Here is a 14128-nt window from a genome sequence, read left to right on the forward strand (position 1 = left end):
CGGGGATCGCGCAGCTTTGGCCCTCAGAAGGACCGGACATGAGCGACGCAAGCATCAATGCCAGCACTGTGAACGCCACGGCGCACGCGGACGAGGCCAACTTTGGCGACTATTTCGCCTTGTTGAAACCGCGCGTGATGTCTCTGGTCGTGTTTACCGCTCTGGTCGGTCTGCTGGCGGCCCCGATACCGGTGCATCCGTTTGTGGGCTTTTGTGCCATCCTGTTCATCGCCATCGGCGGTGGCGCGTCCGGCGCGCTGAACATGTGGTGGGATGCGGATATCGACAAGGTTATGAAACGCACCAAACGTCGCCCGATCCCGTCCGGCAAGGTGGACGAGGGCGAAGCTCTGGCGCTTGGACTGGCGCTTTCCGGCCTGTCCGTAATCATGCTGGGGCTGGCGACGAACTGGCTCGCCGGTGCCTTTCTGGCTTTCACCATCTTTTTCTACGTGGTCGTCTACACAATGTGGCTGAAGCGCTTGACGCCTCAGAACATCGTGATTGGCGGCGCGGCTGGGGCATTCCCACCGGTGATCGGCTGGGTGGCAGCCACCGGGTCGATGACGCTGGAACCGTGGTTGATGTTCGCCCTGACCTTCATGTGGACGCCGCCACATTTCTGGGCGCTGGCGTTGTTCATGCGCTCGGACTATGACGATGCGGGTGTGCCGATGCTGACCGTGACCCACGGTCGCCGCGCGACCCGATGGCATATTCTGGTCTACACTGCGTTCCTGGCTGTGCTGGCAATCGGCGCCGCGTTCTCGGGCATTGGCGGTCCGATCTATCTGACAGTTGCGGTGGTGATGAACGCCCTGTTCCTGCGCGGTGCGTGGCAGATCTCGCGCCGGACCGAGAACGATGCAGAGGCGGACAATTTCAAGGTCGAGCGCTCTTTCTTCAAGCTGTCACTGCTCTACCTGTTCCTGCACTTCGGTGCGATTCTGGCCGAAGCGCTGTTGAAACCCTTTGGCTTGGGAGGTTGGTCATGAGCCTGCGCAAAAGCCACGAACTGCATGAACGCCGCTTTAGCCGCAATCTGGGTGTCGGTCTGACACTGGCGGCCTTCATCGTGATCATTTTCGGCCTGACGATCGTCAAAGTCTCAGGCACAAGTCTGGGTGTGCCGACGCAGGAGGTGCAGAACTGATGGCATTGACCGGTCCGCAGAAAACGGTAGCGCAGACGGTGGGTGTGGTTGTCCTGATGGGCAGCCTGGCCTGGGCCGCTGTCCCGTTCTACGACTGGTTTTGCCGCGTCACCGGATTTGGCGGTACCACCGGCGTTTCCGCGCAAGCGCCCGGGGATATTCTGGACCGCACTGTGACCGTCCGCTTTGACGCCTCGAAGGCCAAGGACATGGCTTGGGAGTTCAAGCCGGTCGAGCGTGAGATGGAAGTGCGTATCGGTGAAACCGGGTTGGCCTTCTATGAGGCCTATAATCCGACCGACCGGCCGATTGCCGGGCAGGCGTCCTATAACGTCGCGCCTTATTCGGCCGGTGGGTATTTCCAGAAAATCGCCTGCTTCTGCTTTGAAGAGCAGGTACTGCGGCCCGGTGAACGGGTTCAGATGCCGGTAACATTCTTCGTCGATCCTGAAATGGTCGAGGATCTTGAAGCCAAGTATGTGCATACGATCACTCTGTCGTATACATTTTATGAAATAGACCTGCCCGAGGGCTACGCCGCCCTTGAAATGCAGGCAGATACAAACACGAACTAACGCCTGTAGGTGAGGGACGCTGATGGCACACGCTAAAAACCATGATTATCACATTCTGACCCCGTCGATCTGGCCACTTTTCGGCGCGGTCGGCGGCTTTGTGATGCTGTTCGGAGCTGTCCTCTGGATGCACGGCATCACCTCGTTCATGTTCTGGGCCGGTCTGGTGGCCGTTCTCTACACCATGTTTGCATGGTGGTCCGAAGTGGTGGCCGAAAGCCGCGCGGGGGATCACACGCCAGTCGTGCGTATCGGCCTGCGCTATGGCTTCATCCTGTTCGTGATGTCCGAGGTGATGTTCTTTTTCGCCTGGTTCTGGTCGTTCTTCAAACATCGCATGTATCCGATGTACGATTATGCCGGCACCGAATACATCCAGCCGGATATCCACGCGGTAGATCCGTTCCACCTGCCGCTGATCAACACACTGGTTCTGCTGCTGTCGGGTTGTGCCATCACCTGGGCGCACCATGCTCTGGTCCATAACAATGATCGCAGGGCGCTGGTGCAGGGCCTGGCCATCGGTATCGCTTTGGGCATCGCATTTACCTTCCTGCAGGGCTTTGAGTATTACGAGCTGCTGGCCCATGACGGCTGGAAATTCGGTGGCGACCAGTTTTATTCCAACTTCTTCATGGCAACCGGCTTCCATGGTGCTCACGTGATCATCGGGACGATCTTCCTGTCCGTCTGCCTGATCCGGGCGTTGCGCGGTGATTTTACCCCCGAAAAGCACGTCGGGTTCGAGGCCGCGGCCTGGTACTGGCACTTCGTTGATGTTGTCTGGCTGTTCCTGTTCTTCGCCGTCTACATCTGGGGGCAGGCGCCGCTGATGTAACGCCGGTCGGACTGTTCAATTGCAAAAGCCGTCCCTTGGGGCGGCTTTTTCTCGATCAGGTGCAAGATTGCGCCCGATACAATTGCGTGGTTGCAATTCGGTCCGCGTGCCCCTTAACAAGACGCCGGTTCCGGCTTTGCAACATGGTCTAAAGATGCACCGCATTCTCTTTTTGCTGATCTTCGGTCTTACCGGCTTGGGCGTGTTGGTCTGGCTGGGCGTTTGGCAAGTGCAAAGGTTGGCGTGGAAACAGGATGTGCTGTCGGACATCGAAGCTAGGATTGAGGCAGAGCCTGTGGGCTTGCCGCAGGATATCTCGCGAGAGCGTGACAGATACTTACCGGTGACGGTGGCCGGAGAAATGGAGCCGGGAGAAATTCATGTTCTGGTTTCGGTCAAGCAGGTTGGGGCGGGGTATCGGATCATCCAATCCTTCAGCACGGAAGACCGGACCATCCTTGTGGACCGGGGTTTTGTGAAGACGACAGCCAAGCAGGCTGATCGCTTGACCGGGCCGATGGAGGTTACTGGCAATCTGCACTGGCCGGACGAGATCGACAGCTACACGCCCGCGCCGGACATTGACGACAACATCTGGTTTGCCCGAGACGTACCCAATCTGGCTGCGGCCCTGGAGGCCGAGCCCGTGCTGTTGATTGCCCGATCGGAATCTGATCCGGGGGTTACGCCACTGCCGGTGGACACGGCGGGCATTCCCAACGATCACCTGCAATATGCAATCACATGGTTTGGTCTGGCTCTGGTCTGGGCCGCGATGACCGGTTATTTCCTGTGGCGCAACCGCGCCCCTTCTGAGAGTGAAGAGCAATGAAATACATCTCGACCCGTGGCCAAGCGCCTGAACTGACCTTTGAAGAGGCGATGCTGACCGGGCTGGCCCGCGATGGCGGCCTGTACCTGCCTGCCGAGATTCCGGTGATGACGCAGGACGAGATCGCCGCTCTGGCCGGTCAGCCCTATGAGGAAATCGCCTTTCGGGTGATGTGGCCCTATGTCAGCGGGTCGTTCGCAGAGGATGAGTTCAAGGCGATCATCGCCCGTGCTTACGAAGGTTTTGGTCATGATGCCCGAGCGCCGCTGACGCAGCTGAACGAGAACCACTTCCTGCTAGAGCTGTTTCACGGTCCGACGCTGGCGTTCAAAGACTTTGCCATGCAGTTGATCGGTCAGCTGTTTCAGGTCGCGCTGAAACGACGTGGCGACCGTGTGACTATTGTGGGGGCGACCAGCGGTGACACCGGCTCGGCGGCTATCGAGGCATTCCGGGGGCTGGACGCCGTGGACGTGTTCATCCTGTTCCCGCATGGCCGTGTCTCCGAGGTGCAGCGCCGCCAGATGACGACGCCCGACGACAGTAACGTTCATGCCTTGGCCGTGGATGGCGATTTCGATGATTGTCAGGCCGCGCTGAAAGACATGTTCAACGATTTTGATTTTCGTGACGGCGTGAAGCTGGCGGGCGTGAACTCGATCAACTTCGCTCGGGTTCTGGCGCAGATCGTTTATTACTTTTCGGCCGCCGTCAGCCTTGGCGCACCCCGTCGCAAGGTCAGTTTTACAGTGCCGACCGGTAACTTTGGCGACATCTTCGCGGGTTATCTGGCTAAGCGTATGGGGCTGCCTATCGACCGTCTGGTCGTGGCGACTAACCAGAATGACATCCTGCATCGCTGCCTGTCTGGCGAGGGGTATTTCAAAGGTGACACCATCCCCTCGATCAGCCCGTCGATGGACATTCAGGTCAGCTCGAACTTTGAGCGCGCTCTGTTTTATGCATATGGCGAGGATGGCGGGGCCGTCGCCCAACTGATGGATGAGCTCAAAAATGGCGGTTTCAACGTCAGTCAGGGCGCAATGGAAACGCTATGCGAAATCTTTGACTCGGGCCGGGTGTCTGAAGAGGAAACGCTGGAGACGATCAAACACACGCTGGAGCACAGTGCTGAGTTGGTCTGCCCCCACACGGCCGTTGGCATCAAAGTCGCCGAAGAGCATCGCTCGGCAGACGTGCCTATGGTCACCCTGGCCACAGCGCATCCCGCGAAATTCCCCGCAGCGGTCGAGAAGGCGAGCGACGTGCATCCGCCTCTTCCCTCCCGCATGTCTGATCTGTATGAACGTCCGGAACGGGTGACCCGCATTGTCAATGATCTGGGCGCCCTTGAGGATCATATCAAAGGGCATATCGCCGAGTGACTGTCAGACAAGACCAACTGAAGAACGGATTTCGTATCGTCAGTGAAAACATGCCGGGGCTGCAATCAGCGGCCATCGGCATTTGGGTAACCGCCGGTGGGCGGCATGAGCGGATCGAGCAGAACGGGATTGCGCATTTCCTTGAGCATATGGCCTTCAAGGGAACCGAGCGGCGATCGGCGCTGCAAATTGCCGAAGCGATCGAGGATGTGGGCGGCTATATCAACGCCTATACCTCGCGCGAGGTGACGGCCTATTACGCGCGCGTTCTGAAAAACGATGTGGCGCTGGCGATGGACGTAATCGGTGACATCGTTCTGAACCCGGTCTTTGACCCGCGCGAGATCGAGGTAGAGCGGGGCGTGATCCTGCAAGAGATCGGCCAGGCCTATGATACGCCCGACGATGTGATTTTTGACTGGTTGCAAGAGCAGAGCTATCACGATCAGCCGTTGGGCCGCACCATTCTTGGCCCGACCGAGCGAGTGAGTGCGTTCTCGCGTGAAGACCTGTCGGGATTCGTGGCCGAACATTACGGCCCCGAGCAGATGATCCTGTCGGCCGCTGGCGCCGTGGATCACGATGCGCTGATAAAAATAGCCGAAGAGATGTTTGGCCATCTACAGCCGCGCAAGGGCCTGATCCCCGAAGCGGCCCGGTTCACTGGTGGTGAGGCACGGCAAGAGAAAGAGCTGGAACAGGCCCATTTCGCGCTGGCGCTGGAAAGCCCGGGTTATCGCGACGATGCGATCTACACGGCACAGATTTACTCGACTGCGTTGGGTGGCGGTATGTCCTCGCGCCTGTTTCAGGAAGTGCGGGAAACGCGCGGGCTCTGCTATACGATCTTCGCGCAGACCGGCGCCTATGCCGATACCGGGACGACCACGATTTATGCAGGCACCTCGGCCGAGCAGGTCGCGGAATTGGCGACAATCACCATCGACGAGATGAAGCGCGCCGCTGAGGACATGAGCCCCGAAGAGGTTGCTCGTGCGCGTGCCCAGATGAAGGCCGGAATGCTGATGGGGCTGGAAAGCCCGTCAAACCGCGCCGAGCGCCTGGCGCGGTTGGTGCAGATCTGGGGCCGGGTACCCTCGCTTGAGGATACCGTCGCCAAAATCGACGCTGTCAGCACCGAAGACGTGCGCGCCTTCGCCGAAGACATGGCCGTCAAGGCTCCGGCTGCGCTGGCGCTTTATGGCCCGGTCTCAGGCGCGCCGACGCTGGACAAGTTGCAGGAGAGGCGTGCGGCGTGATGCTGTTGGGCAGACGCAAGCTGAAACTCGAAACCGAGCGCCTGAGCTTGCGCCCGCCCGTGCACTCCGACTTTAACGACTGGGCGGCGCTGCGGCGTTCCTCCAAGGGCTTCCTGACGCCGTGGGAGCCGGTCTGGGCCAAGGATCACCTGAGCCGGAAGTCATTCACTAATCGGGTTTATTGGGCGCAGCGGTCGGTTTCCAGCGGCACGGCGATCCCTTTGTTCCTGTTCCGCCGCACGGATGACGTGCTGGTTGGTGCGATCACGCTGGACAATGTGCGACGCGGTCCGGCACAGGCGGGGACACTTGGGTATTGGACCGGTGAGGCCTTCGCCCGCAACGGGTATATGCGCGAGGCGATTGGAGCTGTGGTGCACCACGCCTTTACCCGTCTGGACCTGAGCCGGATTGAGGCGGCCTGCCTGCCCGAAAACAAGCCCTCACGCGGGTTGCTGGAAAGTTCGGGCTTCAAATACGAGGGCGTTGCACAGTCGTATCTGCAGATCAACGGACGCTGGCGGACGCATGTGCTCTATGCCAGCCTGCGATCAGACCGGCGCGGGAAGACCGACGTGGGGTAGGTCAATGGCGCGGCCCAAAAAACCAATGATCTGGATCAGCGATGCTATGGTGGGCACGGCGAGCATCTAAGGGTTTGAGGCAGACATTGTCCTGAGGGATCTGGAACGCGCTGTTGAAGCCATGAAGCGAAACAGACTTGGAGAACCGCAGTCAGAAGACTGTTTCCCAAAAGAAATGTACGCGAAGTACAAAGACAAAAAAGAAGCAGCCTGATTTCTTTATGGCTGGAGGTCTGTGGACCGTATCTTCCGCGTGTGCGGCAGTTCTACGCCAGTTTGATCTCGGTGAAGGCAACCTCTATCCGGTCAAACTGTTTCAGCATGATCGCACCACGTCGGTTGAAGGCGAGTACTTTTGTTTAAACTTCGGCGCACAAAAGACTGCCGTGCTGACCGACCAATCTCCGCGCATAGATAAGCCATATGAAAACCACAACATCTGGGAACCGCCTGGAGCAATGCAGGACAAGGATATCGCCGTGAGCGCGTCTGCGTTGGACGGGCCAGACCTCTGGATGGACGCACACATGCGCCGCACGTTTTTTGTGAGCGATGTGCTGGCACAGTCATTGCGTGCAGCAAAAGTCTCACGCCCGTTCAAGCTGCGGAAGTGCATCGTTCTCTGAACTGCTCCCAAAAAGACCAAATCCGTGATTTCACTGACGCGATGTCTGCGGGCGTGACTTACCAGCGTTCTGGGCTACACTTGCCTCATGCGCTGGATTGTTGCGGCATTGTTGGTAATCTCAGGCGGGGCTGCGGCGCAGGAGCGGCGGCCGAGCCATTGTATCGCCATCGCGGATGCTGCTCCTGGCATTGAGTATGTTCACAAGGCCGCGTGGACAGATCCGATCCCGGAGTATTCAGTTCGGATCAGCTATATTGCCCACGCCTCGTTTCTGATCCAGACGCGCGGCGGCTTGAACGCTGTGACGGACTTCACCGGCTTTATCGGCAGCGCCGACCTGATTCCGGACGTCGTCACCATGAACCACGCCCACAGCACCCATTGGACCGCCCATCCCGATCCGGCTATTCCCCACGTGTTGCCAGGTTGGGGCGAGTTCGGTCAGGGAATCGAACATCACCTCGATCTGGGTGAGATGCTGGTGCGTAATGTCTCGACCGATATCCGGTCCCCCTATGGTGGGGTCGAAGAGCGCGGCAATTCGATCTTTGTGTTTGAGATCGAAGGGCTGTGTATTGGCCATCTGGGGCATCTGCACCATGTACCATCGGACGAGCAGTTTGCGGCCTTGGGGCGGCTGGATGTGGTTATGGCTGCGGTGGATGGCGGCACAACCATGCCGCTACCCGACATGATCTCGGTTTTGAAGCGGCTGAAAAGCTCGGTCATAATCCCGATGCACTGGTTTTCCGGCTTTTCACTGGATCGATTTTTGATCGATATCCGCAACGACTTCCCGGTCGAGCGTGACGGTGTCTCGGAACTGGTCGTTTCGCTGCAGACACTTCCGGACCGGCCCACGGTGGTGGTGTTGGAGCCGCGCTATCTGATTGAATTGGAATAGGGCTTGTGGGGACAGGGCCGCTTGGGCAAGGAAGGAGTATGACACTGAATCCTGCCGATGAGAACCTTGCCAAGCTGATCCGTGCCAATCTGGGTGACGATATCCTGCGCCCGGTCACCGAACGTTACTTGGAGGAACCGCGTCGCCGGTTTGCAGGGCACGCGGGGCTGCTTGCTCTGCCGCGGACGGTTGAGGACGTGTCTGCGTTGGTCCGACTGGCTTCGGATGCGTGGGTTCCGGTGGTGCCCTATGGCGGCGGCACCGGGCTGGTGGGCGGGCAGGTCATGTCTGATGGCCCTGCGCCGCTGTTGATCTCGCTGGAGCGGATGACGGCGATACGGGCGGTTTACCCGACCGAGAACATTCTGATCGCCGAGGCGGGCGCCATTCTGGCCGATGTTCAGTCCGCCGCTGAGAAAGCCAACCGGCTGTTCCCCCTGGCGTTGGCCGCGCAGGGGTCTTGCCGGATTGGAGGGAATCTCGCCACCAATGCGGGTGGGGTGAACGTGCTGCGCTATGGCAATGCCCGCGACCTATGCTTAGGGCTAGAGGCGGTATTGCCCGACGGTGAGATCTGGCACGGGCTGAGCCGCTTGCGCAAGGACAACACCGGTTATGATCTGCGCAACCTGTTGATCGGGTCCGAGGGGACGCTGGGGATTATCACGGCGGCCTCGCTGCATCTGTTTCCGCGGCCCGAAGCGGTGGGAACCGCGATGTTACAGGTCATATCGCCTAAGGCCGCGATCGAGTTGCTGGCGCTGGCGCGGGACCAGTTGGGTGATGCGGTCAGTACGTTTGAGCTGATCCACCGGCAAGGGCTGCAATTCCTGACCGAGGTACTGCCGGATGTGCGGCAACCCTTTGAGGCCCAGCCGGAATGGTGCGTGCTGATCGAAATAGGGCTGTTTGCCGGGCACGCGCCGTCGGAGGCGCTGGAAACGCTATACGTGGAAGCGGACAAGGCTGGCCTTGTCGGCGATGCCGTCATCGCGCAAAGCGAGGCGCAGCGTTTGGACCTTTGGGCGGTACGGGAACGCATTCCGGAGGCGAACCGCTTGATCGGGTCTGTGTCGAGCCATGATATCTCGATCCCGATCTCGCGGATTCCCGAGTTTATTGGTCGTGGTGCCCAAGTCGTGACAGCGCTGGGACCATTCCGCATCAATTGCTTCGGGCACTTGGGGGACGGCAATCTGCACTACAACGTTTTCCCGCCGCTGGGCCATGACCGGTCAGAATTTGATGGGCAACGGCAGGCTGTGAAGCACGCCGTGCATGATCTGGTCAACGCTTTTGATGGATCCGTCAGTGCCGAGCACGGGGTCGGAAGGCTCAAGGCCGGTGATCTGGAGACATACGGGGATGCGACAAAGTTGGCTGCCATGCGCACCATCAAAACCGCGCTGGATCCTTTGGGGATCATGAACCCAGGCGCGGTTCTCAGGTGAAGACGCGGCCCTTGACTGTGCCGGGCCGCGCCGAGACATTTACGAGCCCGGCAGGATGACCTTGTCGATGACGTGGATCACGCCATTCGAGGTCTCGATATCGGCCTGAACGACGTTGGCGTCATTCACCATCACACCGTTGTCCAGATCAATCGTGATGTCTCCGCCCTGAACCGTGGCTGCGGTCATATCGTCGGACAGATCGCCCGACATCACTTTGCCCGGCACAACGTGATAGGTCAGGACCGCGACCAGCTGATCCTTATTCTCAGGCATGAGGAGCGTTTCCACAGTGCCTTCGGGCAGGGCCGCAAAAGCGTCATCCGTGGGGGCGAACACTGTGAATGGGCCTTCGCCCTTCAGCGTGTCCACCAGATCAGCGGCCTGAACAGCAGCGACGAGGGTTTCAAAGCTGCCGGCACCGACAGCGGTGTCGACGATATCCTTGGAGTGGCCATCAGCGAAAGCGGAGGTGCCGACGAACAGGCTGGCAACGCCGGCGTAAGCGAGTTTGCGAAACATGATACAAATCCCTTGTTGAAATGCCTCAAGCGGCATCAACAGGGATACGGGTTTCCATCGCAACAAGATCACTGAATGTGTCTATGGGACCGGGTTGATATTGGGCTGAGCCGCGCTAAGCCCGCTTAACCTCGGATATCCACTCACAAATTTGTGACCACAGGGTGCCTACAGCCCTTCAAACTCGCACAGAATATGCACATCCATGCCCATTTCTTCCAGCACTTTGCGACCGCCGAGCTCCGGCAGATCAATGATGAAGGAACACGAGACGATCTCACCCCCCAAGCGTTCGATCAGCTTGATCCCGGCGGCTGCAGTGCCTCCGGTGGCCAACAGATCATCGACAACAAGGATTTTCTCGCCCGGCTGAATAGCGTCATCGTGAATCTCGACAATGGCCTCGCCATATTCCAGTTTATAGTCTTGGCTGATGGTGGTGCCGGGCAACTTGCCCTTTTTGCGGATTGGGACAAAGCCGACGCTCAGTTGGTGCGCTATCGCGCCACCGAGGATGAAACCGCGCGCCTCAAGGCCGACAACCTTGTCGATGCGTTCACCGGCATAGGGGTGCAGCATCTGGTCAATCGCCATGCGAAATCCGCGCGGGTCAGCAAACAGAGTGGTCACGTCCCGGAACATGATCCCTTCGTGCGGGAAATCAACGATGGTTCGGATGTAATCCTTGACCGACTTGTTTCTGGACATGGCCAACCCCTCTGGCGTCAAAACACGCGGGCGTGTTTGGCCCATTGGGGTCAGCCTTGCAAGGAAAGATTACCGCCGCCTTACTTGCGACGTTGCGAAACAGAGTTCGGCAGGCTTTTGTACCGGTAAAGCGCGGCAGGCAGCCACGACAGATGCGGTTTGCGCCAGTTGCGCTGGTCTCGCAAAAGAAATGCCTGAGCGGCATGAAGGTTCATTGCCATAATCCTTTTTTATTGTTAGGTGCTCGATATCTACAACTTCTATGCGATGTATATACACTGTATCGCTCAAAGAATCAAATGTTCGACGGGGAAAAGAACGTGGCAAAGAAAGACGGTAAAGGTTCTACCAAGAAAAACAGTCAGTTGGTCTTGCGTCTGGACAAGGATGAACGCGACGCATTTGTCGAACTGTGCAAGGAACTGGATACGTCGGCCGCGCGGGAAATCCGGCGGTTCATCCGTGGTTTCATGAAGGAAAACGCCGAGGATTGATCCTCAGGCCGGGCGACGCAGGACGGCAGTTGCTATCCCCATTCCGATCAGAGTCAAACCGCCGAACCGGGTCATCGCAGTGATGACCCCGGCCCGTCCGATCATTCGGCGCAAGCGGTCAGCCAGCAACGCATAGGCCAAGGCGTTCAGCCAGGCGAGGCCGACGAAGGTTGCAATCAGGATGGCAAATTGCGGACCCAAAGGTTCCGCCGGGCGCAGGAATTGTGGCACGAACGCAATGAAAAACGCGATGGATTTGGGGTTTAGCGCGGTGACGGCGGCGGCGTGGCCAAAAACGTTGTGGGCGGTGACGTCACGCCCGGTCTCCACTGTCTGCAGCCCGCCCGCAGGCGCGCTGCGCAGCAATTTGATGCCCAGCCACACCAGATAGGCCGCGCCCACCCACTTCAGCACGGAAAACAGCGTGGCAGAAGCCAGCACCAGTGCCCCCAATCCCAGCAGTGACGCTGTCATGGCCGCCAGATCCCCCACCGCGACCCCTGTGGCCGAGGCCACGGCAACACTGCGCCCCTTCGACAGGGCATAGCTTAGCACCAGCAGAACGGTCGGCCCGGGGATCAGAAGCAAAGCGGTCGATGCGGCAACAAAGGCCAGCCAAAGGTCAAGCGACATGGGGGCTCCTGCTCAAGTGTCGAGCCCACCAAGCCTTGGCGCAGCGGCAAGGTCAAGCTTTTCGTGGATTGTTCCGATACCCGTTTCGGACGAACAATTCTCGAGCGTGGACGAGTTTTCTTTACGCCTGTCCCGGGCATGGCGCCCGGTCTGCGCCGAATAAAGAAACTGTTAAGGCTTATACATCTTCCTTGAAACACGCGTTTGACACTCCAAACTTGGATAAACTCAGGATTGGAGGCAAACGTGACGCAGACGTCCCCTGACTATTCGAAAGTGTTCGAAGACATGTCCCGGTCGAAGACCAAGCGGGTGAAACGTGTGCTAACCCTGTTGGTCCTGATCGCTGGCGTTTTTTATGCCGGGATCGTCGGGTACATGTACGCAAATCAGAACGCGCTGCTGTACAAACCCTCCGGAGAATTGCCCGACCCCAAGGCTGTTGGGCTGGCGGACGTGGACGTGATCAATGTCCCCATGTCCGACGGCGTGGTGCTGACCGCATGGTCCGCGCCGCCAGCGACCGAGGGCGCGCCGACGGTTCTGTTCTTTCATGGTCAAAGTGGCAATCTGGGCGACCGGGCTGACCGAATGCGTGAAATTCTCAACAGCGGTTTTGGCTTGCTTGCGCCCAGCTATCGCGGATTTCCGGGCAGCGAGGGAGAGCCCTCGGAACTGGCGTTGGTCTCAGACGGGATTCAGCTGTTTGACCGTTTGGACGTAGAGGGCGCGGACGTTGTCCTGCACGGCCAGAGCCTCGGCACCGGCATAGCGGCTGCGGTGGCCAAAGAGCGTCCTAATGCGCAGCTGCTGGTGCTTGAGGCACCGTTCACTGCTACCGTGGATGTGGCGGCCGAGCGGTATCCGTTTCTGCCGGTCTCCGCCCTAATGAAGGATCAGTTCGCCACCCGCGACTTGATCGACAGCATCACCGTGCCAACCCTGATATTCCACGGGACCGAGGACGAAACCATCCCGCTGCACCACGGTAAAGCGCTGGCGGCGATGTCTGGGGACACTGCCCAACTTCATGTTATCGCCGGCGGAACCCATAACGATCTCTGGTCTCACGGGCTGTGGGCTGAGGTGCAAGGCGCGTTGGAGCAACAGCCTGGCTAGAGGATGCGACCGGCAACCGCATCCAGCTTGGCCAGCAGCGCAGGATCGCGTTTTTCCGGCGCGGTCAGAATGGCGTATTCCAACGCCCGGTCACACCCATGCGGGCAGGGCGCGCGCTCGCTGCTCAGCAGGTCGGGCAGACCTTTGACCAAAGCCCGGCCTTTTTCGGCATTACCGGTCAGGGTGGCAATGATCGCGGTCACGTCGACTTCCCCGTGATCCGGATGCCAGCTGTCGTAGTCGGTGACCATGGCGATCGAGGCATAGCAAAGCTCGGCCTCGCGGGCGAGTTTCGCCTCGGGCATGTTGGTCATGCCGATCACGTCACACCCCCAATGTTCACGATACATTTTCGATTCCGCCAGTGACGAGAACTGCGGCCCCTCCATCGCCAGATAGGTGCCGCCGCGGTGGATGGTGATGCCCGCAGCCTTGCCAGCCGTTTCACAGGCATCGGACAGGCGGGGACACGTGGGGTGGGCAACGCTGACATGGGCGACGCAACCAGTGCCGAAGAAGCTTTTCTCGCGGGCAAAGGTTCGGTCGATGAACTGATCCACGATAACGAAATCCCCTGGTGCCATATGCTCGCGGAACGACCCGCAGGCAGAAACCGAGATTACATCCGTCACCCCCAGCCGCTTCAACGCGTCGATATTGGCGCGATAGGGCACTTCGGTCGGGGAATGCACATGCCCGCGCCCGTGGCGCGGCAGGAAAGCCATCTCTACGCCGTTCAAAGATCCGGTCAGGATCTGATCAGATGGATCGCCCCACGGGGTTTCAACGGTAACCCATTCCGCATTCTCCAGCCCATCGATCTCATAAATACCTGATCCGCCGATGATGGCGATTTTGGTCTGGGTCATGGCTGTGCTCCGCGTGAAAAAACCTTTGGGGAATTTCTGCGGGGCGGCAGAGGATTCGGCAAGTGGCATCAACGGTTTGTGTTGGTTGCTGGTCAGGTATGCGTGTGACGCATATCAGGGTCCCGCCTGACGCGGTATCTCAGGCCGGGTTTGACGGCTACAAGGCCCCTTTCG

Annotated in this window: 18 protein-coding genes; 13 read left to right on the top strand and 5 right to left on the bottom strand. The window is 59.1% G+C overall.

Going from position 1 to position 14128, the window contains the following annotated elements:
* Window positions 1-38: 38 nt before the first annotated feature.
* The 11 genes from cyoE to AC2FEE_RS01835 all read left to right on the top strand — a co-directional run bounded on the left by cyoE (window position 39) and on the right by AC2FEE_RS01835 (window position 9609).
* The gene (cyoE, locus tag AC2FEE_RS01785) at window positions 39-995 is read left to right on the top strand and encodes a heme o synthase (RefSeq protein ID WP_496862662.1); all 957 of its coding nucleotides are present in this window, start codon (window positions 39-41) and stop codon (window positions 993-995) included.
* Window positions 992-1153: a cytochrome c oxidase system small membrane protein gene (locus AC2FEE_RS01790; RefSeq protein WP_496862663.1), complete on the top strand. Its 162-nt coding sequence runs from the start codon at window positions 992-994 to the stop codon at window positions 1151-1153. The genes cyoE and AC2FEE_RS01790 overlap by 4 nt, the downstream gene beginning before the upstream one ends.
* Window positions 1153-1728, top strand: coding sequence for a cytochrome c oxidase assembly protein (locus AC2FEE_RS01795; RefSeq protein ID WP_496862664.1), 576 nt, complete (start codon window positions 1153-1155; stop codon window positions 1726-1728). Before AC2FEE_RS01790 ends, AC2FEE_RS01795 begins: the two co-directional genes overlap by 1 nt.
* A 22-nt stretch (window positions 1729-1750) precedes the next feature.
* Window positions 1751-2566 carry a cytochrome c oxidase subunit 3 gene (locus AC2FEE_RS01800; protein ID WP_496862666.1) on the top strand — a complete coding sequence of 272 codons (816 nt, stop codon included), beginning with the start codon at window positions 1751-1753 and terminating at the stop codon, window positions 2564-2566.
* Window positions 2567-2720: 154 nt separating this feature from the next.
* Window positions 2721-3398, top strand: coding sequence for an SURF1 family protein (locus AC2FEE_RS01805; RefSeq protein ID WP_496862667.1), 678 nt, complete (start codon window positions 2721-2723; stop codon window positions 3396-3398).
* Window positions 3395-4783, top strand: a complete 1389-nt coding sequence (thrC, locus tag AC2FEE_RS01810; RefSeq protein ID WP_496862669.1) for a threonine synthase — start codon at window positions 3395-3397, stop codon at window positions 4781-4783. Before AC2FEE_RS01805 ends, thrC begins: the two co-directional genes overlap by 4 nt.
* Complete coding sequence (locus tag AC2FEE_RS01815) at window positions 4780-6042, top strand: M16 family metallopeptidase (RefSeq protein ID WP_496862670.1); 1263 nt, start codon at window positions 4780-4782, stop codon at window positions 6040-6042. Before thrC ends, AC2FEE_RS01815 begins: the two co-directional genes overlap by 4 nt.
* Entirely contained in the window at window positions 6042-6626 is a 585-nt protein-coding gene (locus AC2FEE_RS01820) for a GNAT family N-acetyltransferase (RefSeq protein ID WP_496862671.1), read from the top strand. The genes AC2FEE_RS01815 and AC2FEE_RS01820 overlap by 1 nt, the downstream gene beginning before the upstream one ends.
* Window positions 6627-6763: 137 nt before the next feature.
* The gene (locus AC2FEE_RS01825; RefSeq protein WP_496862673.1) at window positions 6764-7252 is read left to right on the top strand and encodes an imm11 family protein; all 489 of its coding nucleotides are present in this window, start codon (window positions 6764-6766) and stop codon (window positions 7250-7252) included.
* Window positions 7253-7339: 87 nt separating this feature from the next.
* On the top strand, window positions 7340-8158 hold the full coding sequence (locus AC2FEE_RS01830; RefSeq protein WP_496862674.1) for an MBL fold metallo-hydrolase: 819 nt from the start codon (window positions 7340-7342) through the stop codon (window positions 8156-8158).
* A gap of 38 nt (window positions 8159-8196) precedes the next feature.
* Window positions 8197-9609 (top strand): FAD-binding oxidoreductase, encoded by a 1413-nt coding sequence (locus AC2FEE_RS01835; RefSeq protein WP_496862675.1) that lies wholly within the window; start codon window positions 8197-8199, stop codon window positions 9607-9609.
* 39 nt (window positions 9610-9648) lie between these two features.
* Here AC2FEE_RS01835 and AC2FEE_RS01840 read toward each other — a convergent pair whose 3' ends face one another.
* From AC2FEE_RS01840 to AC2FEE_RS01850, 3 genes are all read right to left on the bottom strand, one after another.
* Window positions 9649-10131: a fasciclin domain-containing protein gene (locus AC2FEE_RS01840; protein ID WP_496862676.1), complete on the bottom strand. Its 483-nt coding sequence runs from the start codon at window positions 10129-10131 to the stop codon at window positions 9649-9651.
* Between the two features lie 168 nt (window positions 10132-10299).
* Entirely contained in the window at window positions 10300-10839 is a 540-nt protein-coding gene (locus AC2FEE_RS01845) for an adenine phosphoribosyltransferase (RefSeq protein ID WP_170332709.1), read from the bottom strand.
* An 80-nt stretch (window positions 10840-10919) separates the two neighbouring features.
* Window positions 10920-11054 carry a hypothetical protein gene (locus AC2FEE_RS01850; protein WP_302477135.1) on the bottom strand — a complete coding sequence of 45 codons (135 nt, stop codon included), beginning with the start codon at window positions 11052-11054 and terminating at the stop codon, window positions 10920-10922.
* 105 nt (window positions 11055-11159) lie between these two features.
* Here AC2FEE_RS01850 and AC2FEE_RS01855 point away from each other — a divergent pair, with 105 nt between their 5' ends.
* A complete protein-coding gene (locus AC2FEE_RS01855; RefSeq protein ID WP_170354960.1) occupies window positions 11160-11333 on the top strand; it encodes a hypothetical protein in 174 nt (57 codons plus the stop codon).
* Between the two features lie 3 nt (window positions 11334-11336).
* On the opposite strand, the gene AC2FEE_RS01860 is transcribed toward AC2FEE_RS01855, so the two are convergent.
* Window positions 11337-11966, bottom strand: coding sequence for a LysE family translocator (locus tag AC2FEE_RS01860; RefSeq protein ID WP_496862677.1), 630 nt, complete (start codon window positions 11964-11966; stop codon window positions 11337-11339).
* Window positions 11967-12212: 246 nt separating this feature from the next.
* On the opposite strand from AC2FEE_RS01860, the gene AC2FEE_RS01865 reads away from it, so the two are divergent.
* Window positions 12213-13085, top strand: coding sequence for an alpha/beta hydrolase (locus tag AC2FEE_RS01865; protein WP_496862678.1), 873 nt, complete (start codon window positions 12213-12215; stop codon window positions 13083-13085).
* Here AC2FEE_RS01865 and AC2FEE_RS01870 read toward each other — a convergent pair.
* Window positions 13082-13954, bottom strand: a complete 873-nt coding sequence (locus tag AC2FEE_RS01870) for an S-methyl-5'-thioadenosine phosphorylase (RefSeq protein ID WP_496862679.1) — start codon at window positions 13952-13954, stop codon at window positions 13082-13084. The genes AC2FEE_RS01865 and AC2FEE_RS01870 overlap by 4 nt on opposite strands.
* Window positions 13955-14128: the final 174 nt, after the last annotated feature.

This window comes from Ruegeria sp. YTSC199, from assembly GCF_059609725.1.